21 protein-coding genes are annotated in these 21445 nt (G+C 62.4%); 8 read left to right on the top strand and 13 right to left on the bottom strand.

Features of this window, described 5'->3' with window-relative positions; all coding sequences use genetic code 11:
• Nucleotides 1-37: 37 nt before the first annotated feature.
• Nucleotides 38-193, bottom strand: a complete 156-nt coding sequence (locus ACSMXN_RS14420) for a hypothetical protein (RefSeq protein ID WP_022912169.1) — start codon at nucleotides 191-193, stop codon at nucleotides 38-40.
• A gap of 136 nt (nucleotides 194-329) precedes the next feature.
• On the opposite strand from ACSMXN_RS14420, the gene ACSMXN_RS14415 reads away from it, so the two are divergent.
• Nucleotides 330-656, top strand: a complete 327-nt coding sequence (locus ACSMXN_RS14415; protein WP_022912168.1) for a hypothetical protein — start codon at nucleotides 330-332, stop codon at nucleotides 654-656.
• A gap of 146 nt (nucleotides 657-802) precedes the next feature.
• On the opposite strand, the gene ACSMXN_RS14410 is transcribed toward ACSMXN_RS14415, so the two are convergent.
• The 3 genes from ACSMXN_RS14410 to ACSMXN_RS14400 all read right to left on the bottom strand — a co-directional run bounded on the left by ACSMXN_RS14410 (nucleotide 803) and on the right by ACSMXN_RS14400 (nucleotide 1751).
• Nucleotides 803-1072, bottom strand: coding sequence for a hypothetical protein (locus ACSMXN_RS14410; protein WP_022912167.1), 270 nt, complete (start codon nucleotides 1070-1072; stop codon nucleotides 803-805).
• A gap of 166 nt (nucleotides 1073-1238) precedes the next feature.
• A complete protein-coding gene (locus ACSMXN_RS14405) occupies nucleotides 1239-1403 on the bottom strand; it encodes a hypothetical protein (RefSeq protein ID WP_022912166.1) in 165 nt (54 codons plus the stop codon).
• A 201-nt stretch (nucleotides 1404-1604) separates the two neighbouring features.
• Nucleotides 1605-1751: a hypothetical protein gene (locus ACSMXN_RS14400; RefSeq protein WP_022912165.1), complete on the bottom strand. Its 147-nt coding sequence runs from the start codon at nucleotides 1749-1751 to the stop codon at nucleotides 1605-1607.
• A gap of 145 nt (nucleotides 1752-1896) precedes the next feature.
• Between ACSMXN_RS14400 and ACSMXN_RS14395 the strand changes: the two genes are divergently transcribed.
• The 3 genes from ACSMXN_RS14395 (at nucleotide 1897) to ACSMXN_RS14385 (ending at nucleotide 4219) form a co-directional block, all read left to right on the top strand.
• Nucleotides 1897-2928 carry a glycosyltransferase gene (locus ACSMXN_RS14395; RefSeq protein WP_022912164.1) on the top strand — a complete coding sequence of 344 codons (1032 nt, stop codon included), beginning with the start codon at nucleotides 1897-1899 and terminating at the stop codon, nucleotides 2926-2928.
• A gap of 89 nt (nucleotides 2929-3017) precedes the next feature.
• Entirely contained in the window at nucleotides 3018-3269 is a 252-nt protein-coding gene (locus ACSMXN_RS14390) for a hypothetical protein (protein ID WP_022912163.1), read from the top strand.
• 179 nt (nucleotides 3270-3448) lie between these two features.
• A complete protein-coding gene (locus ACSMXN_RS14385) occupies nucleotides 3449-4219 on the top strand; it encodes an SDR family oxidoreductase (RefSeq protein WP_022912162.1) in 771 nt (256 codons plus the stop codon).
• A 341-nt stretch (nucleotides 4220-4560) separates the two neighbouring features.
• Here the strand turns inward: ACSMXN_RS14385 and ACSMXN_RS14380 are convergent, their stop codons facing one another.
• Nucleotides 4561-5958 (bottom strand): FAD-dependent oxidoreductase, encoded by a 1398-nt coding sequence (locus tag ACSMXN_RS14380; protein WP_022912160.1) that lies wholly within the window; start codon nucleotides 5956-5958, stop codon nucleotides 4561-4563.
• A gap of 114 nt (nucleotides 5959-6072) precedes the next feature.
• Here ACSMXN_RS14380 and ACSMXN_RS14375 point away from each other — a divergent pair, with 114 nt between their 5' ends.
• Nucleotides 6073-6501: a PPOX class F420-dependent oxidoreductase gene (locus ACSMXN_RS14375; protein WP_022912159.1), complete on the top strand. Its 429-nt coding sequence runs from the start codon at nucleotides 6073-6075 to the stop codon at nucleotides 6499-6501.
• A gap of 11 nt (nucleotides 6502-6512) precedes the next feature.
• Here ACSMXN_RS14375 and ACSMXN_RS14370 read toward each other — a convergent pair whose 3' ends face one another.
• The 4 genes from ACSMXN_RS14370 to ACSMXN_RS14355 form a co-directional block, all read right to left on the bottom strand.
• Nucleotides 6513-8618: a bifunctional diguanylate cyclase/phosphodiesterase gene (locus tag ACSMXN_RS14370; protein WP_022912158.1), complete on the bottom strand. Its 2106-nt coding sequence runs from the start codon at nucleotides 8616-8618 to the stop codon at nucleotides 6513-6515.
• A 137-nt stretch (nucleotides 8619-8755) separates the two neighbouring features.
• Entirely contained in the window at nucleotides 8756-10039 is a 1284-nt protein-coding gene (locus tag ACSMXN_RS14365; RefSeq protein ID WP_022912157.1) for a hemolysin family protein, read from the bottom strand.
• Nucleotides 10040-10174: 135 nt separating this feature from the next.
• On the bottom strand, nucleotides 10175-11515 hold the full coding sequence (locus tag ACSMXN_RS14360; RefSeq protein ID WP_022912156.1) for a hypothetical protein: 1341 nt from the start codon (nucleotides 11513-11515) through the stop codon (nucleotides 10175-10177).
• A 97-nt stretch (nucleotides 11516-11612) separates the two neighbouring features.
• Nucleotides 11613-13340: an LCP family protein gene (locus ACSMXN_RS14355; RefSeq protein ID WP_022912155.1), complete on the bottom strand. Its 1728-nt coding sequence runs from the start codon at nucleotides 13338-13340 to the stop codon at nucleotides 11613-11615.
• Between the two features lie 240 nt (nucleotides 13341-13580).
• On the opposite strand from ACSMXN_RS14355, the gene ACSMXN_RS14350 reads away from it, so the two are divergent.
• The gene (locus ACSMXN_RS14350) at nucleotides 13581-14987 is read left to right on the top strand and encodes a pyridoxal-dependent decarboxylase (protein ID WP_022912154.1); all 1407 of its coding nucleotides are present in this window, start codon (nucleotides 13581-13583) and stop codon (nucleotides 14985-14987) included.
• Nucleotides 14988-15015: 28 nt separating this feature from the next.
• On the opposite strand, the gene ACSMXN_RS14345 is transcribed toward ACSMXN_RS14350, so the two are convergent.
• Nucleotides 15016-15231: a DUF6582 domain-containing protein gene (locus tag ACSMXN_RS14345; RefSeq protein WP_022912153.1), complete on the bottom strand. Its 216-nt coding sequence runs from the start codon at nucleotides 15229-15231 to the stop codon at nucleotides 15016-15018.
• Between the two features lie 84 nt (nucleotides 15232-15315).
• Complete coding sequence (locus ACSMXN_RS14340) at nucleotides 15316-15684, bottom strand: VOC family protein (protein ID WP_022912152.1); 369 nt, start codon at nucleotides 15682-15684, stop codon at nucleotides 15316-15318.
• 328 nt (nucleotides 15685-16012) lie between these two features.
• Between ACSMXN_RS14340 and ACSMXN_RS14335 the strand changes: the two genes are divergently transcribed.
• Nucleotides 16013-17893: a S53 family peptidase gene (locus ACSMXN_RS14335; RefSeq protein WP_196811156.1), complete on the top strand. Its 1881-nt coding sequence runs from the start codon at nucleotides 16013-16015 to the stop codon at nucleotides 17891-17893.
• Between the two features lie 115 nt (nucleotides 17894-18008).
• Here ACSMXN_RS14335 and ACSMXN_RS14330 read toward each other — a convergent pair whose 3' ends face one another.
• A complete protein-coding gene (locus ACSMXN_RS14330) occupies nucleotides 18009-19289 on the bottom strand; it encodes a competence/damage-inducible protein A (RefSeq protein WP_022912150.1) in 1281 nt (426 codons plus the stop codon).
• A gap of 56 nt (nucleotides 19290-19345) precedes the next feature.
• Nucleotides 19346-20197 (bottom strand): AraC family transcriptional regulator, encoded by an 852-nt coding sequence (locus tag ACSMXN_RS14325; protein ID WP_035942560.1) that lies wholly within the window; start codon nucleotides 20195-20197, stop codon nucleotides 19346-19348.
• 118 nt (nucleotides 20198-20315) lie between these two features.
• On the opposite strand from ACSMXN_RS14325, the gene ACSMXN_RS14320 reads away from it, so the two are divergent.
• Nucleotides 20316-21440, top strand: coding sequence for an amidohydrolase family protein (locus ACSMXN_RS14320; RefSeq protein WP_022912148.1), 1125 nt, complete (start codon nucleotides 20316-20318; stop codon nucleotides 21438-21440).
• Nucleotides 21441-21445: the final 5 nt, after the last annotated feature.

The raw sequence follows: 21445 nt of genomic DNA, 5'->3' as shown, positions 1-21445 counted from the left end.
ACCGTCGCGGCCCCCGGCTGACGCCCTGCCGAGTGAATTAGTACCAGTATTTGCGGCCGGCCACTTCGCGACCCATGGTGCCGAGGATCCAGAGAACCGCCCCGATGAGGATCAGCAAGATCCCGAGGCTCCACAGAATGCCAATGCCCGCAACGAACCCGATGATTAGTAAGATGACGCCCAAAGCGATCATGGTGTGCTCCCTCAGCTAACTGCTCAGGGTGCTTTTTACCCAGTTGCGTCACCGTAGCGCACCTTGGACGTGTTTGCCCGGCTCTGACGTCTATCTTCGAGATGCGAATCCGTTCGGCCTGGTGCAAAGTTAGTGTGTGCTGAAGGACGAAACTCTGTTGAACTTCGCGTCATCGCGGCGCGGCGAACGGGATCCGGTGGATGCGCGAGTTCTTCTCGAGCGACACGGCGACCTGTACCGCAATCATCTAGCAATTGCGATCTGGCTGAGCAGCGAACGCCAGGTGGTTCGAGACAGGCGATTCAACCCCGAGTACCAGAGCGACGTCCTAGAGGGTCAGATAGAAACCCTGGCCGAGCTGGCTGATCATCTGCGGCGCGGGGAGTTCTTACCAAGTGGCGAGCTCTTCAAAGGACTGCACGCCCGACTCGAGGGCACCGCGCAGGACAGCAGCCACTTCTGAGCCGCTGCGCCGCAACTGCGCACGGAGTCAGTTGCACTGCCCGCTCCCGGGGAAGGAGCGGGCAGCTTGCGACTCTCGCCGGGGGGACGAGCAATGGTCAAGATAGTGATACCGATGCAAATTCCGCGTCAAGATTGCTACCCGAGTTAAGGTCTCTGCTGCTCGGCAAGAACGGACAGACGACAGCGAGCCAACCGCTCGAGAAGCTCGGGCATCGCCGTAGCCGGACTGCCGGCGAGGTCGCGGCGGCATTGATTCACGAGTTCGACGATTCCACACAGGGACAGCACTGGCTCGTACTCGCGGAACAGCTGCTCCACGAGATCGGCGTAGTAGTTCCGCGCCTCAGGACTGAGGTCATTGGCATATTCGGCTGCGGGCGATTTGTGATCAGGCCGTTCAGAAACAGTCGTCATGGAGCACTCCAGGTGGTTCGGAGCGAGCTTGCCTGCCGCTTACTGGTGACTGAGAGGCTACCTCTTGGCCGCGAGTTTCCCGTTGCATTTTGGTAACTAACGCAGCCAGCCGCCCGAACCAGGAATGGGACGAAAGTTGCGCGCCGTTGCTGCGGAAGCCAGCAACCTATGCAGGGACGCTGTCGGGATCGTCCGGTCCAGGCAGTGGTTCGACGGGCGCCGGTGGCAGGGTCTCGGGCGTATCCGGCGACAGTTCGCCAGGATCGTCGGGAATCGGCTCGCTCGGATCAATCGGCGGGTAGCTGTCTGGGTCCGGACCGGGCTGCACCATGCCAACTAGTAGACATCACAGCCCGACCAACTGGTAGACATCACAGCCCGACCAACTAGTGGACATCACAGCCGTGCCAACGTCGTCGACGGCGAATGACGCGAATTACTAGTTGCGTGCGCTTCATTCGCCATCGACCACGTTTCGTGTGGCGATGTTGCCTTGTGGAGATGGAGAAGGATGACCCGGGCGCCTGGCGTCCTACCTTCGTGCAGTGCTGCGTCCGAGCAGGGCCGCCGCAACAAGGAAAACGACCGTCAGGATGAAGAGCCAGAAGAGACCGTGAATGACCGCGCCGGCCACGCCGGTCACTATCGCCAGAATGATGAGCAAAACAACGAGAATCATGAGCGTATGACCTCTCAGGGGCAGTGCGGGCGACCCGGTTGGTTTCACCGTTCGCCTAGACCGCAGCTAGACATTACCGCGAAGACCTGTGAAACGTCGCGCGCCAAGAACTTGGTTTGTTGCCGAGGTTGCCGATCGAAACAATATGGGCGCCTCAGCGAGCCGGGACTCACCCGGTATTACGGCCTGTCTTATCGTTCGTGACGAACACGATTCGTTGCCACACTGCTTGAGTTCGGTAGCCGCGTTCGTGGACGAGATCGTCGTCTGTGACACAGGTTCCTCCGACGACACGCCCGACATTGCCAGGCAGGCAGGCGCACGTGTGATAACCGCCGCGTGGTCGGATGACTTTGCGGCTGCTCGCAATACTGCCCTCGCGGCCTGCAGGACGGACTGGGTGTTGAGCGTCGACGCAGATGAAACTGTGCAAGGAACCGCACACTCGTTCCCTCTCATGCTTGCCCTCGCGGCTCGCGAGGTCGACGCCCTTTCGATACAGATATCCAACGCGAGTGGTCCGGACCGGCGGGGATTGGCGACGCATCGAGAGCTCAAAGTGTTTCGTCGGGACCGGGTTCGCTGGACGGGCCGAGTCCACGAGCGACTCACAAAGCGGATCGGTGGCGACGTGTCGATGGCACGTGTTGAGGCTGAGACGCTCAATCTTGTTCACTACGGTTACGACGAGCAGGTCCGCACCGCTTCGAAGGCGGCCCGAAACGCCCGCCTGGCGAGGCTCGAGGTAGACGACCTACGCGCCGCCGGTGCTCCGAACTACGATCTGTCAGTTGCTGAGTTGGCCGCGGGGCGCAGTTATTTCGGCTGTGGCCATCCCGAGCTCGCAAGCGCTGCCCTGCAACGGGCTCGCGCCCTTGCTCCCGAGGGCGACTCGTGGTGTTGGGCCACCGATTTCTTGGTTCGGATCGCGCTGGCGGCCGATCGACTGGATGACGCCGAGAAACTGGTCAACCAACTTATCGAGGCGCAGGCACCATCGTCTTATTGTCACTGGCTTCTCAGCCACGTCCGCGCCCAACGGGGGGATCTGGCCGGCGCGTATCTGCTGCTCAGCGACATCGAGCGATTGACCGATCTCGGCGGCAACGAGCTCGATGTTGGGCAGGTCCGGCGCGCACAGCGCGAATGCGAGGTCCGGATGGCTACCGGCACCTAGCTCACTCCTAACTTCTCACCACCGTCTGCCCACGTCGGGGTCCTAGGGTGGAGGGTTGTGATCAAAGCTGGAGAGCCGTTGATGTCTTTATGAGCCGCAGGGCGCGCAGCTGGGCTGCTGTCATTGCCGTCGTCGCGATCATCGATCTGGTCGCGACTCTGCACGCTCATCGAGACGGCTCGGTCAGTTCGCTGCGGATCGTTCTCGGTGTTGCTGTCTTGATAGTTGCGGTATTGGTTTTGACCATCCTCCTATCGATATCGGCAAAGACCATGCTGCATGAGCGACGTGTCAAGCGTGCCTACGACAGGCTGTTGCGCGACGAAGGACATCGCTTGTAGCAGAGATACGCTGCCAACTGGTCCGACGGTGATATGTTGCTGCCCTGCCACAATCTCGCATTCGCGCGGGGGTCGCGTCTTCGCCTCGCAAGCGGGTTATGTTGCGGCCCGCGGATTCTCGAAATACCAAGCACCTCACGTCAGCGCGCACTGCGAACTCATCGGCGAAAGGAACCCGTATGTCGGGACAACTGAGTGGACGGCGGATTCTGGTAACGGGCGCGGCAACCGGAATTGGCGCTGCGGCGGTCGAAGTGTTTGCCGCCGAGGGTGCAACCGTCACGGCGACCTATCGCCAGAGTGCACCACCAGCGCGCCTTGCCGATACGGCGCAATGGCTTCAGTGCGACTTTCGGCGACAAGAGGAAGCTGATCGTACCGTCACCGAGGCGGCATCATCGATGGGCGGCCTCGACGTGCTCTTGCACGCGGCGGGGACTTGGGCCCCCGGCTCTGCCGGCGAGCTGACCGAAGCGGACCTGGACTTTATGTTGGCCACGAATATCAAGGGCACGGTATTCGCCAATCAGGCGGCTTTTCGCGCGATGCGCGAAAAGGGTGGGAGCATCATCAACCTCGGATCGAGCGAGGGTGTCACCGGCGTGCCGTATGCCGCGAGCTATTCGCTGAGCAAAGGTGCGGTCCACAGTTGGACGAGATCGGCGGCGCGGGCCTGGGGGCCTTCTGGCGTCACCGTAAACGCCCTTGCGCCTGCCGTGGAGACACCAGGGGCAGATCGCTTCCGTGCCTTCATCGGGCCCGAAGGTGCTGCCGCGATGAACGACCGGCTCAGTGAGGCGATGCCGATCGCCAGCTCGGCGGGGCAGGGGCTGGGCGATCCCGTCCGGGACCTCGGACCCATGATGGTCTTTCTCGCAAGCACCGGATCACGCTTCATCACCGGCCAACTGTTGGCCGTCAGCGGTGGCAGCATGATGCTGGGCGCCTGACAACCTTCCGGTTTCAGGTCACCGACTTTGCCGAACGACGGTCTGTTCAAGCTCTTGCAATTGTGCCCGTTGGCGTTGCCTGTAGAACACAAATCGTTTGAGATTCCACGAAATCGTGGCCACGAGTGGCCACACGCCGAACACAAGAACGATCGTCCAATCATCTGAATCCATACCCCCGTCCGGTATGAAATCCACGCCCTTACTGCTTTCTGTCGTTGGATCAGATGCAAAACGATACGGCCCCGAACATATCGTCGAGGCCGTATCGTCAGATGTTCATCTCGTATTGTCGCGTGCGTTTATCGTATTGGCGGGACGCCGCGCGGGTTTCGTTTCGGCTAGGCCGGCGGAATGTTCGCGTTGAACCGAAACGTGTTCTCGGCGTCCCATCGGCGCTTGAGCGTCCTGAGCCGGGCGAAATCATTTTCATCGAATGCCGCCTGCACATCTGCGGAAGTCACATGGGGGCCTGAAAGAAAATTGAACGTGGCCCCGCCGTCACTCCACTCGCCGAGATCGCTGAGAAGAGCCCGCTGGGCGGCGTCGGCCGTATCGAATCCACTCGGTAGGGGATAGGCGGAGGTGAACACATTCAGCGTGCCGCCACGGTGCCCGACGGCGTTCGACAACTCCGGTTGGTGGCCGAGCGTACCGCCCAGGTGCCTGAGTTCGATCATGAACGGCGCGCTCGGGTCGACGTGTCCCAGCACGGCGGCCAGAGTCCGTTCGTCAAAGGTCCGCAGTACGAGGCTTCGAGCGTGTGTCGGCATCGGCTTTGTCGGGTCGCCATGGATGGAGCCGATCTCTGTCGGCGGCATCGTGCGCAATGTATCGAGTAGCGGACTGCCGATGAGACGGAGCGGACGAATGATTCGCTCGCATTCAGCGGGTGACGCGGTATCGGTGACTCGAACGTGTGCGCAGAACTGGCCTCGAAGGGCGGCAGGCAACACCCGCAGATCCGGAAACCTCAGGAACGCGACCGAAAGGCTGAGGCTGTCTGGGGCGGCGGTAGTGCACTCGTGCAGCGCCGCCAGCACGTCGCTCGCCCGCTGTCCAGCGAAATAGAGTCCGCCTGCGTAGAGCTCGCTGACCGGCATCAGCTCGATCTCAAGCCCGGTGACAACGCCGAAGTTTCCGCCGCCACCGCGCAGGCCCCAGAACAAGTCCGGATGTTCGTCCGCCGACACCCGTCGGAGCTCGCCGTCCGCCGTTATCAACTCGATTCGACTGACGTGATCGGCGGCATAGCCGTAACGTCGTCCTAGGGGTCCGAGCCCACCGCCCAGCGTGTACGACACTGCGCCGACGGCCGGTGCCGCGCCGCAGAGCGGAACCAGCCCGTACCCAGCCGCGGCCTCGACAACCTGGCCCCAAGTCACGCCGGCCTGCAGCGATGCCCTGCGTTTCGAAGCGTCAATGTGTACCTCGTTTGCGCGACTGGTGTTGATCAGTAACGCGCCATCGGCCGCGGCTGTGGCGCCATGACCGGTCGCCTGTACCGCGACGCCCATGCCGCGAGACCTCGCGAAGCGCACGGCTGCTTGCACGTCAGCCGCGTTGGTAGCGCCGACCGTCAGCGCCGGATGATGCGTCACCGACAGGTCGAATCCGTTGAGTTCGGCAGCGTAAGCGTCTGAACCGGGCCAGCTCACCGGGCCGGTAACCTGCGATCCCAACCCGGCAAATTCGTTCTCTTCACCTATCGATGTAATCGTCATGGAGTCCTCTGCCATGGGTGCGCCCGCGGTTGCGTGGCCGTCGCGTTCAGTCTTTGTCCAGGCGCTTCACATCCACTCCAACACTGTGCCAACGTCGTCGTCAAGGTTTGCGCAAGGCATAGTGCTCGTATGGCGTACAAGATGACTGACGAGCAGGTTCGCGCATTCCTGTCACACGGAACGCGTACCGCTAAGCTCGCCACCCTGCGTGCAGACGGAAGCCCCCACGTTGCACCGGTCTGGTTTGTTCTCGACGGCGAGGATCTGGTCTTCATGACCGGCGCTGGCACAGCAAAAGGTAAGGCTCTGCTGCGTGATCCTCGGGTCGCGCTCGTTGTCGACCTCGAAGAGCCGCCGTATGCGTTCGTCCTGGTCGAGGGTTCAGTGTCGCTGTCGGCTGACCCTGTCGAGATGTTGCCGATGTCCATTCGGATTGCTCGGCGCTACGTAGCCGAAGATGCCGCTGAGCAATTCGGCGCGCGAAACGCAGTCGAGGGCGAATTGCTGGTCCGGCTGCACCCGAGCAAGGTCACCGCACTTGCCGACATCATGGGCTGATCGACCGTCGGTCAGCTGAGTATGGCAGTCAAGCGCGCGGCCGTCTTGGGATCGACGAACGCCTGTGGCAAGTGGTGGGCGGTGACCATGCGCACTGCTGCGGCTAGCCCCTCGGCCAAGTCAATCGCGGCTGAGGGTCGAGCGAGAAGGTAGCCCTGCACGGTGTCACAACGCAGGGCCGCAAGGTTGTCGAGGGCATCGATCGTCTCGACGCCTTCGGCGGTGACTGTGAAGCCAAGAGCATGACCGAGCTCAATGACAGAACGAACGATGGCGAAGTTGCGGTCGTCGGTGAGCATTGACAGGACGAACGTCTTGTCAATCTTGAGTTCGCTGATCGGTAGCGTCGCGAGATAGCCGAGGCTGGTTTGACCAGCGCCGAAATCGTCAATCGAGATGCGGATGCCCGCCGCGTGAAGTTCCGCCAGAAGCCGAGCAGCCAGCGGTGGATCGACCATCAAGGCCGTCTCGGTGATTTCGAGAATGATCCGAGACGGGTCGGTGCGCGTTTCGGCGAGGATGTCAAGCACATCCTGGGCAAATCCGGATCGCGCGAGGCTGTGGGCGGAGATGTTCACCGCCACGGCAAGGTTGCCGCCTGGGTCGATCGCCTGCAGGGCCGACGTCGCGGTACGCAATACCCAATGAGTGAGCTGCTCGATCAGTTCGGTTTGCTCTGCAGCTGGCAGGAACGCATCCGGGTACAGCAATCCCCGGGTCGGGTGCTGCCATCGAACCAGGGTCTCGACTGCAGTTACCTGCTTGCCTCGCAGATCGACTTTGGGTTGGTAGTGCAGTACAAGCTCGTCATGCGCTATCGCGGCGCCGAGCTCGGCAGCCAGGGTCAACGCGGAGGATTCGTACTGATCGTGCTCCGGACGGAAGTGTGCGATACCGACGCGTTGCCGTTTCGCCACGTACATCGCGAGATCGGCCCGCTGGATGAGTGCTCCGAACTCGTCGCCGTCGTCCGGTGCAAGGGCAAAGCCGATGCTGGCTTCTACAGCGAGGGGGAGGCCGTTTATCTCCAGCGGTTCATTGACGATGCCGCGCAGCCGCGCAAGTACCTCGACGGCTTCGCCAGCGTTGCGGACACCCGACAGGACCACCCCGAACTCGTCGCCGCCGAGGCGGGCAATGATGTCGCCCTCCCGGACGTAGAGTTTGAGCCGGTCCGCCAGCATGACCAGTAGGCGGTCGCCGACCCCGTGCCCCAACGTGTCGTTGACCTCCTTGAACCGGTCGAGGTCGATGATCGCGATCGCCGCGGGACGTTCGCTGGTCGCGTTGGCTACCGCTCGGGCCGCGCGGTCGATGAATTCGGCCCGGTTCGGCATGCTGGTGAGTGCGTCATGCGTGGCCAGAAACTGATTGGCCGCCATCTGGCGTCTGAGCCTTCTGGTGACCGAGATAGATACGCCGATCAGACAAAGCCACATGAGCGTGAGCCCGGCGCTGATTGCATAGACGACGGCGATCCTGTTGTGTGCGAGATCTGTTGCGATCGGGGCATACGGCAATGCCATTTCCACGACGCCGATGCGAGTGTTCGATTGTGCGGCCTGCAGCGGCTGGTAGACCTCCAGTACTCGCGGGCCACGAGATGTATCGGCGTTCGCCTCATGCGAGCCGACACCTAGCCAGTCGAGCTTCGACAGAGTCGAGCCCGAAGCGGCCTTGACCGTCCGCCGGTCTTGCGCGAGCAACGGCGCGCCGGTGGAGGAGACCCCGTTCGAGAAGGCCCCGTTCGAGAAGGCCCCGTTGGAGTAGACCCCGTTGGAGTAGATAAGGCGTCCGTCGAGGTCCCTTAGTTGAAGGCCCAGGATCTGCTTGTTCTGTACGGCCAGGTTTGCGGTTCGTTCCAGGGCGGCGGTCTCGTCCGGCGCCAGCCCCTGCCTTAGATCGTGACCGTCGAGCAGTGGCGCGATGCCGATGCGGGCCATCTGCTGAGCCCGTGACCGACCTTCGATGGCGCCCAGCGTGTCTGAGCGGACATGAAACAGAACGAGCAGCGTCGCACCAAGCACCAACACAGGTATGAGGCTCACCAGGGCATACACGGCGAAGAGCCGGCGAACCGGGTTAGCGGTCCGGTCGCTTCTGGCAGAGAGGGTCACACCATCTCAAGTCGGCCAAATGCACAGTTATCTGAGGGCCAGGGCCGCCCTGGTTGTGTCTGTTGGTTCACCTTTTGTTGGGGGGCGCCTTCGGCGTGCGTCGGCCTCTGCGCTCTCGTCGCGACGATGGAATCGGGTCAACCTGGCTCGATGCTCGTCACGAGCACACTCTGGATCCGCCAGCCTTTCATCGCAACCACTGTCAGCCGGCACCCGGCGACATCGATGGCGTCACCTGCGATCGGTAGTCGGCCGAGCACCTGGAAGATCATGCCGCCGACGGTTTCGTATGGACCCGAGGGCAATGAGATCCCGGTTCGATCCCTGAATTCACTGAGGCTGAGCAGGCCGTCAACCTCGCCGAGACCGCGATCGGAAGGGGTAGGACGAGCGGCGGCCGCATCGTATTCGTCGCGAATGTCGCCGACAAGTTCCTCGACCAGATCCTCCACCGTCACGATGCCGGCCACGCCGCCGTATTCGTCGATTACCAGTGCGAGTTGGTCAGCGGTCCGTTGAAGTTCAGTGAGCGTCGCCAGAATGGGCTTTGATTCGGGAAAGGCAGGTATCGTTCGCACGATTTCACCCACCGAGATTTCCTTTCCGACGTATGCAGGATCGCGCAGGTCGCGGACATGAACGAATCCGATGACGTCGTCAGGGGATGCATTGATCACCGGATAGCGGGTGTGGGCGTGTTCCCAGGCAAGGCGCGCGGCTTCGGCCACGCTGAGGGTCGCCTCGAGAAAATCAACTTCCGTCCTAGGCAGCATGGCCTCACTGAGCTGACGGTCACCGGCTCCGAACACGTCGCGCACGATTCTGCGTTCCTCCTCGGAAAGTCCTTCGTGGGACGCGACGAGGGCGCGCAGTTCCTCGCTTGTGATCTGGTCCGCCGAAGCCGCCGGGTTAGCGCGTAACAGTCTGAGGACAACGTTCGTCGACTTCGAGAGAAACCAGATCAGCGGACGGAACGCCGTCGCAAGACGGTCGAGCATGGGTCCGAGCAGGAGGGCGACCGGTTCGGCGCGCTGCATGGCATATCGGCGGGGTGTCAGCTCGCTTACGACCAACGCAACGTAGGTGATCGTCAGAGTGATGATGACCACTGCCAATCCGTCTGCCGGATATTTCGCGACCCCCCAACGCTCCAAGAGCCTGGCGAGCGGATCGGCCAGCGTCGCAGTACCGAACGCGGCCGAGAAGAAGCCGGCCACGATCGAACCGATCTGTACCGCAGCGAGGTAGCGAGTGGGTTCGGCGGCGAGCTTCTGTACCCGAGCACCTCGCCGACCACGCTCGGCGATTGCTTTCAGTTGCCCATCGCGCAGCGAGACCAGGGCGAGCTCGGTGGCCGTGAAGAGGCCACCGAAGATCAGCAACACAAGTACTACGCCGAGATCGATCCACACTTCACTCACGGTGCCTCCGGAATCCGCCGAGATGGCTAGGTGCCGAAGTTACGCTGAGCCAGAGATCGCCGGGCTGGCAAGGTGGTGGCAGGTAGCTGCTGATGGCGTCCGGGGTGATCTTCAGAGCGGGCCCCGAGGCCTAGCTCACCAGCCGATCATCCGAACTTGCCCGAGCCGTCCGGCGAGATCGCGCATGACAGCCCAGGTCTCGTCATCGGCCCGGATCGCTGTGCCGGGTGGGTTCAGTAGGATTGGTGCACCCGTGCCGAGCAAATCCCGCAACCGGTCGGCCTCGATCGGATTGCTAGTCGCGAAGGCGAACGCCGTGGACAGTAGCGCGCCGATACCGCCGATCCGCGTGAGGACGTCCGCACTCTCTGCAGAAAGTCCGATAGCGGCATTGTGTTCTTGAGCCGTCCGGACGATCCGGCCAAGCCCCGAAGCCAGGCCAGCAGGAAGGGCCATCTCGGCCGGCAGATCGACGTGCAGCATTCGTGGGAAGTCGGCGGGGGAGGCGAGCTGCGCCAAGGTCTGCGCTGCCGATAGCGCCGCCGCGAGCTGGCCATCACCAGCGAGGCCTAAGACCGTCACGTAGCCAGGTTCGATGAGCTTCTCGCTCGAGCCGCCAAGTAGGCCACCTAGGCCGCTACCACGCGACAGGCTGCTAAACGTTTCCCACAGACCACCAAGCCCGACCGATCCCTCCATGAGCTGATCGAGTCGTGGCAACGAGCCTTCGGCGCGCCGGATGACCCTGACGTTTCTGCCCAGCCCAGCAGCTCGCGATATGAGTTGCCCGGACAGATCGACTAGCAGCACGCCGGTCCCGCGCGACGCTGCGTCCTGGGCGACGCTCAACACCAAGCGGGTGCGTAGATCGGCCTCGCCGAGAATCGCGAACAGCGGACTCTTGCCGTCACGGACGGCGGTATGAGGATCAAAGGAGACGGGATCGCCGTCAAGCGTCACGCCTATCTGGCAGTCTGAATCGTCACCGAGTTCTGCCGAGGCATTTGATCGCGATCCCTCTTGCGCCGTGTTCGCGCCTGGCGGATCGCCGGCGACCGAGTTCGGGGTGGCGTCTGTCGGATTCGCTGCGTCGAACTCTGGCGAGGCGGTACTGGCCGCGGGCATTCGGACTGTGGCGCGAGCGGCCGACATGAATCCGGCTTCCCACGCCAACGCCTGTTCTCTGGTGAGGGCGTACAGGTCTTGCGGCAGCGTCTCCGCGGGGATTTCTCCGAGGCGCTGGTCGCGCAGCAACGTCAGCAAGAGTTCGTTCGGAGCCGTCTGGGTCCAGGATGCACCTGCCTTCCAGCCCCGTTGAAACTGTGGCTCGATCACGTCGTCAAAGGGCCCTGGACCAGCCTCGGCCGCCTCGACAGCCGCCAGCAGCGCGCGCTGGCAGACCTCGGAGATCGGAATCTGAGCGTCCTTGACTCGCTTTTCCAGTTCATCGGGCAGGTAGACATTCGCGCGACCCATGAGGCCACCTCGATCCTATGCGCAGCTATGCGCACATCATACGCACGTATGCGCAGATTAGGCAGCCAGCTTGCGGGCAGCCTGGGATCGCCTGCAGCTAGTTGATGCAGCCCGCGTCTGCCGCGGTGGTGACCGTCGTGTTTCCCGGTGCCGTAGATACCGGCGCGGCTGCGATCGCGGTTGTCTTCGCGGGAGCCGCTGGCGTTGTCGGGGTTGCAGGCATCAACGATTTGACCTGTATTCCATTGTTTCCAAGCAACAGAGTCACGCCAGTGACATCAGCCGAACGCTCGAGTACGGCGCCGGGCACCTGCGCTTGAACGGCCTTGGCTGCCGCTTCCTGGCCGGTCGCATAGCGAATCGTCGTCTTGGCCAGGACATCAGACGATGCAGGTGGAATCACAGTCTTGAAACCCGCCTGGCGGAGCGCCGCAGCGTTCGTGTTCTCCAAGCCGTTGGCGTTGGCGTCGTTGACGACGGTGACCGTCACAGATGCCGGACTGGCCGGCTTTGCGTTCTTCAGGGCCGTGGCCGCGCTGTTGCCGATCAACGTGTCGATGAAGTCTGGCATGGCTTCGGTGTTCACTACGACGACGCTGCCGACGTCCTCGTTGGCGAATCCGCTGGTGGGGATAGTAGTGAACGTGACGTTGCCGGCCTGGAGGTTCTGCATCTGCTGGGCGAGCTTCAGCGGGTTCAGGCTGGAATCCATAGTTAGTGAAGAGCTAATCGCCTTCAGCAGGTTCTGCAGCTTCAAGGGATTCAGCAGCGTGCCAGCCGAGGCAACCTTGCGGAAGACGGCGGACAGAAAGTACTGCTGGCGCTTGATGCGGTCGAGGTCACTGTTGGGCAAGCCGTGACGCTGACGGACGAAAGCCAACGCTTGCGTCCCCTTGATGACGTTGTCGCCCTTCTTGAGGTTGATTCCGGAGTAGCTGTAGACGAATTGACCGTTCGGCTCGAAACCAGAATCGAAACCATCGCCCACCTGACCAAAGCTCTTGGCCGGCCCCATCGCGTTGTTCAGGCATACGGTCACGCCACCGATGGCGTTGGAGATCCGATAGAACCCGATGAGGTCGACCTGCACGAAGTGATCGATCTTGAGTTGGGTCAGGTTCTCGATCGTGCTGATGAGCAACGAGGCGCCAGCGGCCTTGTCGCCGTTGCTGTCCTGCAACCCGTCGGTGTAGGCGGAATTGAGTTTGGCCTTTCCGTGCCCGGGAATGTCGACGTAGGAATCTCGTGGGAACGAAATGACCGTCGCCTTGCTCCCATCCGCGGGAACGTGCATGAGCATCATGGTGTCGGTATTGAGGCTTCCGCCGTCCTCGGTAGTACCCAACTGGGCAAGCTCCGCCGGCGTCGCGGTACTACGGTCATCGTTGCCTACGATGAGAATGTTTTGATCGCTGCCGTCGATGTTCTTGCTCGCGGCGTTGCTGCCATCGTGGGCGATCGATATGCGCTTGATATTGCCGCTGAAACTTCGGTACTGCGCCCAGGCCCAGCCGCTTCCAACCAGAATGACCAGCGAGAGGATGGCCGCTACGATCTGTATACCCAGTGTGGCGCCGCGAAAGATATCTTTCTTGCCGTTACCCGCTTTGGCTTGCTTGCCGGCGGCCGGATTCTGCGATCGCCGAACAGCTGGCGGTACTCGGCCGGGCTCGGCGCGCCTTGCGCGACGTCGCCCGCGGGGGTCCAGTTCAGGGGGCAACTGAGCGGGGTGGACGGGTTCGCGAGCGCGGCCTCGCCGCGGATCGAGTTCCGGCGGTAGGCCCGCGTCACCCGGGTTTCCGGGTCCTTCACTGTTCGAGGGCACATCTGCACGCTACCTGCGAAGACTGAGAATCTCGCGAAGGTCGCACACCTATGCCATTCGGTGCCGCCGAGTGCCATTCGGTGCCGCCGAGTGCCATTCGGTGCCGCCAAGTGCCATTCGGCGCCGTCAAGTCATAGCGGTGCAATGAATTGCTCGACAAATCGGCTGTCAATCGGGTTGACCACCCGCTGAACGCTATTACGGTGTGGACATCGTCTGATTTCCGAAGCGGAGCCGGTCATGACCGTTCATGGAGATTCGTACAGTCCGTCGCTGGGCAGAGCCGCTGAGCACGCCCAGTCATGGCTGGATTCGGTTGGTGATCGATCGGTGCCGCCGCGCAAGTCAGCAGATCAGATCCTTGTCGAATTCGGTGGGCCGCTACCCGAAAAACCCACGGCGCCGGAAGAGGTTGTTGATCTGCTCGCCGCCGTAGCAGAACCAGGTCTGATGGCGATGCCTTCGGGTCGATTCTTCGGTTGGGTAATCGGCGGCACCCTACCCGCTGCCCTGGCCGCCGACTGGCTGGTGAGCGCCTGGGATCAGAACACCGGCCTGCGGTACGCCAGCCCGGCGACTGCGGCTCTCGAAGAATTGGCCGCCGGCTGGCTGCTCGAGATCCTGGGCCTGCCCCGAGGTGCCGACCTGGGATTCGTCACCGGCGCTACCATGGCCAATTTTGCATCGCTTGCCGCTGCACGCTCGGCTGTGTTGTTACGGGCTGGTTGGGACGTAACGCACGACGGTCTCGCCGGGGGACCAGCTGTGCGGGTTTTGGTCGGTGCTGAGCGCCACGAGACGATCGATCTTGCGTTGCGATATTTAGGGCTGGGTGCTCCTACCGTAGTGGCAGCCGACGAGCAGGGGCGGCTCCGGATCGATGCGCTAGCTGCCGCGTTGGCCGATATCGATCGCGGCGCTACCTCTGGTCGTCCGCTGATCGTCTGCCTGCAGGCCGGAAATCTCCATTCTGGGGCGTTCGACCCGCTCGCCGAGGCGATTGACCTTGCGCACCAGCATGGTGCGTGGGTGCACGTCGATGGGGCGTTTGGTCTTTGGGCTGCAGCGTCTCCGGCGTTGCGCCATCACGTCGACGGGGTCGATCGGGCAGACTCCTGGGCCACCGATGCGCACAAGACGCTCAACGTTCCCTATGACTGCGGGATTGCTATTGTTGCCGATCCTGTCGCCATGCGCAGTGCGCTCGGCGTTCACACGAGCTACCTGATCGCCGACGAATCCGGTCCGGGCGATCCACACGAGAAAGTGCCGGAGCTGTCGCGGCGCGCTCGCGGCGTTCCGGTGTGGGCGGCACTTCGTTCGCTCGGCCGCAGCGGCGTCGTCGATCTGGTCGACGGCCTCGCCCGACATGCACACAGCATCGCGGTCGGACTTTCCGAGATTGAGGACGCACAAGTGCTCAACACCGTGGACTACACCCAGGTCTGTGTCGCCTTCGGCAATGACGAGCGCACGCGGTTGGTCACCGAACGACTGATCGCCGATGGCACTGCGTGGATGTCCGGGTCTCGCTGGCGCGGACGCGACGTTCTGCGCGTGTCGGTTAGCAATTGGTCAACAGACGAGGACGATGTTCAGCGGTCCATCGCGGCGGTCCGACGCGCAGCCTCCTTCGACCCAGCCTAGCGATTGCACAGCCGCGCTGCGGCGGTCGCTACTTTGATTTCTTTTTCTTACCGAGGCTGGGAAACCGCTTTGCGACGGCAGCTCGAACCTTCTTCTGCTCTGCGGGTGTGCCGTTCTGGGCCACCCTGGCAAGGGCGTTTCGGGCGTGGGACTTGTCGGGGATCGGGTACTTGCGCTTACCTGGCAGAGCGAACGAACTCTTGCTGAGCTTTTTTCGATCCTTGGTGGTCAGATCTTTGGCCATATTCAGCTCCTGGGGGCCTGAATGTGGCGCACTCTGCTCGGCGCTGTCTGTCTTGATGTTACCCAACCGTGCGTGGGTTCTCGGCTATTCGGGCAGATGGCAAACTGCTTCAACGTTGTTACCGTCTGGATCACGTACGAAGGCGGCGTAGTAATCCGGGTGATATTCCGGCCAGACTCGCGGCTCATACAGGACTTCAGCGCCATCAGACACTGCAGCATCGAAGAATGCGCGCACGGCGGCCCGAGTCGCGGCCGTGAAGGCAATGTGCGTCTCGCGGAAGCCTTCACCGGTTCGGTGTTCACCGATCCAGAACGTCGGGCGGCCTACGCCGTAGCCGAGGGTGGTGTCGAAGTCGACCAACAGCTTGGTGCCCAAGGGCTGAAGCACCGCGCTGTAGAACGTCGCGCTGGCCTCCAGGTCGGTACATTGCAACGCGATGTGATCAAGCATTCCGCTATTCCACCAGATCCACCGCAAACCCGCGAATGCGGTCGGCGTTGCGGATCATGATGCCGCGTGCCGACATGGCCGCGACACAAAATCGACATGGCGACGATACAAACTCGCGGCCTCAAGCTGTTGACAACGGGCCCTGCGAGGTCGATAAATAACCCGTCCGCGGAATTCAGGGCATATCGGCCTGATCGGTCGATATTGTCCTGGGCGGGTGTGTGACCAGCGTCCGGAGCGGGCGCTGTAACCCAACACCAAATTGGGGATGCTCGTGCGCAGAACACTCGTCCTACTCAGCTCCGCCAGCCTCGTCTTGGGAGTCGCCGTGGCGATCCCTGACCTAGCTGCTGCGGCCACTCCGACCGTGATTCCAAACTCTCACCCGAGCTGGGCAACTCCCGGCACCGAGGTGGCTGCGACCGCTGGGAGCAGCCGGATCACGTTCGATGTTTATCTCCGGACTCGCGATGAGGCGGCGGCTGAAGCCCAAGCCGCATCGGTGTCCAACCCCGCTAGTGCCTCTTATGGCCGGTACCTCACCGCCGCCCAGGTACGCGCGCAGTATGCAGCCAGCGATGCCACGGTGCGTTCGGTACAGCACTGGCTTGCCTCCTCGGGCTTCGTCGTCGGATCGACGGCCGCGAACAATGCCTATGTCGAGGCGACCGGGACGGCCGCGCAGATCCAAAGCGCGTTTGCCGTGCATTTGAACACCTATGCGGTTAAGGGGAAACGGCTCCGTGCGGCTAGTGCGGATCTGAAGATTCCACAGTCCGTTGCTTCAGCAATCCTCGCGGTCTCTGGGCTCAACCAGTCCGTCTCGACCCCGCTGAACTCGAATGCAAACCCGTCTCCGGCAGTCGTCGCACCGCCGGCAGGTTTCCGGAACGCCAAACCGTGCGGCGCCTATTACGGTCAACAGATCGATACCACCGACCCCGCATATAACGGCAAACACCTACCGTACGCACCGTGCGGCTACAAGCCGGGCCAGCTTCGGTCGGCATACGGTCTCGACACTGTCAATCGAAGCGGGATCAACGGTCGCGGCCAGACCGTCGCCATCGTGGATGCGTTCGCCTCGCCGACGCTTTTCGCCGATGCCGCGACCTACGCCAAGCGGAATGACCCGAGCAACCCGCTGAGTGCCTCGCAATTCTCTCAGCTGGTGTACCCGCCGACCCCTGGACAGGAAGCGCCGGACCAGTGCGATGCTGCCGGTTGGTACGGCGAACAGACCCTGGATGTCGAGGCTGTCCACGCGATGGCGCCGGGCGCACACATCTTGTATGTCGGAGGTGCCGACTGTCAGGACAACTCGCTTGACGCCGCGCTAAACGCCATCGTCGCCGGTCACCTGGCCGACATCGTGACCAACTCCTACGGCGACGAAGGTGAGGACCTGCCCGCCGACGAGATCGCTGCGTTCAACCAGATTGCGGTGCAAGCTGCATTGGAAGGCATCACCCTGACGTTCTCGTCGGGAGACAGTGGCGATGAAGCCGCCGCCATCGGCCATCCCGAGGCCGACTTCTCTGCCTCTGACCCGTGGGTGACCGCGGTCGGTGGTACCAGCACCGGGATCGGAGCAAACGGCAAGCGCGTCGTGGAAACCGGTTGGCAGACCGAGCGCAGCACTCTCACCGAAGGCGTGTGGGGCCCGGCCTCGTACCTGTACGGCTCGGGCGGCGGAACCAGCAAGCTCTTTGCGGAGCCGTTCTACCAAAAGGGGATTGTCCCCACCGCGTTGGCTCGTGAGAACCAGGTCGGGGGCAAGACCGGCCGGGTCGTGCCAGATATCTCGATGGATGCCGATCCGAACACCGGGATGCTCATCGGTCAGACACAGACCTTCCCGGACGGCGTCTATTACGACCAGTTCCGTATCGGTGGCACCAGTCTTGCCAGCCCGCTCTTCGCTGGCTTGATCGCGGTTTCGAATCAGCTTGATCACTTCAAGCACGGATTCCTGAATCCGCTGATGTATCAGGTCACCTCGCGCGTCGGCGCTGTCGATGACGTCCGCCACGTCTCAGGCGGCGTGGTGCGTGTTGACTTCGTCAACGGCACGGATGCCTCCGATGGTCTGGCGACGTCGGTGCGAACCTTCGACTCCACCAGCCTGACCATCCACACCACCGCCGGCTATGACAACGTGACCGGACTCGGCACGCCGAACGGGCTGCGGTTTCTCGCGTTGAGCTAAGTCGCAGTGCCAAGTCGTTGAGGTAGGAACAGACTCCTCCGGCCCGTTACCTGAGCGGTAACGGGCCGGAGGAGTCGATCCTGATCAGAATAGAAAGCAGCGAACGACGAAACCGTCAGGAATGGTTCTCCAGCAGTTCCCGCAGCATGTGCATGGCGATCACGACGGACCGCGCGCGGACGTCGGCCCGTGATCCCGGCACGTTGATACGACGTGCGACGGTGGCTCCGAGCCCGGCGACACACAGATGCACGAGTCCTACCGGCTTGTCCGCGCTGCCTCCGCCGGGCCCGGCTATACCCGTGATCCCGACACCGATTGTCGCCCCCAGCCGCTCTCGGGCGCCCATCGCCAGCGCGCCCGCGACCTCAGCGCTGACGGCGCCCACGCTTTCGATCAGTTCTGCGGGCACCTCGGCGAGTTGCTCTTTCGCACTGTTGGCATAGACCACTAGACCACCGAGGACGTACGCCGAAGAGCCCGGACGTTCGGTCAATCGCGCCGCAAGCAGGCCCGCGGTGCAGGATTCCGCAGTCGCGACCGTCAGACCACCGGCCACCAGCCGATCAGCGACGATCTCATCAATTGACCTGCCGTCCAAGGAAAAAACAGTGTCCGGGTATGCGGCGCCGATGATGGCGACGAGATTTTCATAGCCCGTCTGGGCAGCCGCGCCGTACCGAGTCACGATCTCGAGTTCGCCGTCGCGCAGACAGGTCGTGATCTCCAGGCCGGACAGCGACGCCTCATTCTCACGTAGGGTTGCAGCCAGCTCTGATTCCGGCGTGCCCCATAGCCGCATCGTCTGTTGACGCAGCTCCTGGCGGCCGGAGAGCGCTTGCTGTACCGCCGCGTCGGCCAGCACTGCCGGCCACATACCTTGCAGCTCCCTCGGCGGCCCCGGCAGCACGACAACGGGCGGCCCGCTACGACCTTCGGCGGCCGGAACCACCAAGCCAGGCGCGGTGCCGATCGGGTCAAGCACCTTTGCTCCCGCCGGAACGAGCGCCTGCTTGCGGGTACCAGCTGCGGTCGCGTCCGGGTGCAGTCGCCAACCTCGATTCGCGCTCAACCTTGCCACAATCTCGGCGATCTGAGCTTCGAGTGCGGTGTCGAGCTGTGGGGCTCGACCCTGAAACTCGGCGACCACCTCCGCGGTCAGGTCATCAGCGGTCGGGCCCAGACCGCCAGATGTGATGATCAGATCCACGTTTGCGCTGGCCAAGAAACGCAGCGAGGCAGTCAAGTCCTCCCTGCGGTCACCGACGACGATGACCTGACCGATGTCGACGCCGAGCACGCGGAGCTGCTCGGCCAGCCAGGGACCGTTTCGATCACTTACTCGACCGGTCAGGACCTCAGTACCAGTGACGACGATTCCCGCGCGGCTGCTCACCCGCGCAATCCTATGCAACGCCCGCTACTGAAGTGGCTCGGTGGTCAGGACGCCGATCATGCGTCGCTTGACGATTCTCGGCCTGCACTGGCGACCGCGCGATGGCGATAGGTCGACGGTGTCTCACCGGTGTACCGGGTGAACGCCCGGGTGAACGCGCTCGCGCTGTCAAAGCCCACAGTTGTTGCGACATCTACGACGCTGCGGCCTTGTTCGGTCAACAGCGCCATCGCACTCAGCAAGCGCATCTGGAGCAGGTATTGCCGCCAGGTCATTCCAGTGTCGGCTTGAAAGCGGCGTCGTAGTGTCCGTTCCGACACGCCGACCGCGAGGCACAGATCTCTGATCGGCACGTGGTCGAGATGACTCGTGGTGTAACTCATGATCGAGGCGATGAGCGGATCTGTGCTCGTAGGCACCGAGAAAGGTGTTTCGTAATCAAGCCATTCGAAGATGAGGTTTGCCAGAGCGGTGAAATACGAGTCGGCGACCCGGTCACTCAGAGCGCGGGTGATGGGCCAGCGAGCCGCGTACACGATCATCTCCCGAAAGACCGGCGAGACTGCCAGCACTCGAGCTCGATCATCAGCGGACGGGACCATCCGTGGATCGAAGAACACCGACATCGTCCGCACGCGTCGCAAAGTCGTCTGATGCGCGAGCCCAGCGGGTATCCAGACCGCTTTCTGAGGCGGCAGGAAATAGTGAGCGGTGCGAGTCTCCACTTCTACCACGCCCTGAAAGGCGTACTCGATCTGATGGAGGTCGTGGGTATGCCAGCCGGTGATGAGGTCATCGGCCTCGTAGGCGTACGTGCCCGCATGTACCGCCGAAGTCTCGCGCATGTGCACGCTTTCGACGATGGCCGCGAAGGGCGAAAAATTGGCCGGGCCTGCAGAGACGGTCATGCTTGCCCACAGTACTAATGAGGAGAGCGGTTTGTGGAACGGGGCCAGCCCGGATATTGGCGGCCCCCGCCGCCCGGAACCATTCAATGATCAGTCACATTCGTACAGGAGGCTTTTGATGTTGCCCGACGACGCCAAGATTGTTTCGGTCGATGATCATGTGATCGAACATCCCACCGTGTGGACCGATCGGATGCCGGCAAAATACGCCGACCGAGCACCCCACATCGAACGAATCGACGGCAACGATTCTTGGATCTACGAGGGAAAGGTTGCCGGCAACTTCGCGCTCAATGCGGTCGCCGGCAAACACCCTCGGGAATTCGGACTGGACCCGCGCAGCTATGACGACATGCTGCCCGGCTGCTATGGCATCGCGGACCGGATCAAGGACATGGACATCGAAGGCATCTGGGCCCAGTTGTGCTTTCCCAACTTCGGAGGCTTCGCTGGAAGCACCTTTGCCAAACAAGGCGATCTCGCGTTCGCTGCGAAGTGCATCAGCGTGTACAACGACTTCATCCTGGACGAGTGGTGTGCCTATGCACCGGACCGCCAAATCCCGCTGATGATGCTGCCTTATTGGGACGTCGAGGCCAGCGTAAAGGAGGTGGAACGCACCGTGCCGCTAGGCGCGAAGTCGATCACCTTCCTCGAGGCACCGCACAATCTGGGGCTGCCGAGCTATCACACCGACCACTGGGACCCGCTGCTGGCGGTGTGCGAAGAAGCGAAGCTGCCGCTGTCGGTCCATTTCGGATCGGGTGGTAGCCCGCAGGGTCTCGCCCCGGATGGCGATTTCTTCATCACGATCGCCCTGTTCGGTTTGAACTCGATGATGGCAACCGTCGATATGCTGATGTCGCCGATGTTCTACAAGTTCCCGGGCCTCAAGGTCGCGTTGTCCGAAGGCGGTATCGGCTGGATGCCGTACCTGTTGGAACGCACGGACTATTCCTGGGGCAGGCACAAGTACTGGTGCGACGTAAACGCCGAGAAGGTGCCCTCAGAGCTGTTCCGCGAGCACATCTACGGTTGTTTCATCTCCGACCAAGCCGGCATCGACAACCGCCACCTCATCGGCATCGACAACATCATGTTTGAAAGCGATTACCCGCACTCGGACTCGAATTGGCCACATACGCGCAAGATGCTGGCCGAGGCACTCATCGACGTACCAGATGATGAGGCGCGCAAGATTGTCGAGCTCAATGCCCGGCGGTTGTACAACTTTCCCGCGTGATGCTC

Source organism: Parajatrophihabitans canadensis (genome assembly GCF_053764775.1).
The sequence above is the reverse complement of the archived record's forward strand: the minus strand, read 5'-3'. Positions and strand labels throughout refer to the sequence as shown.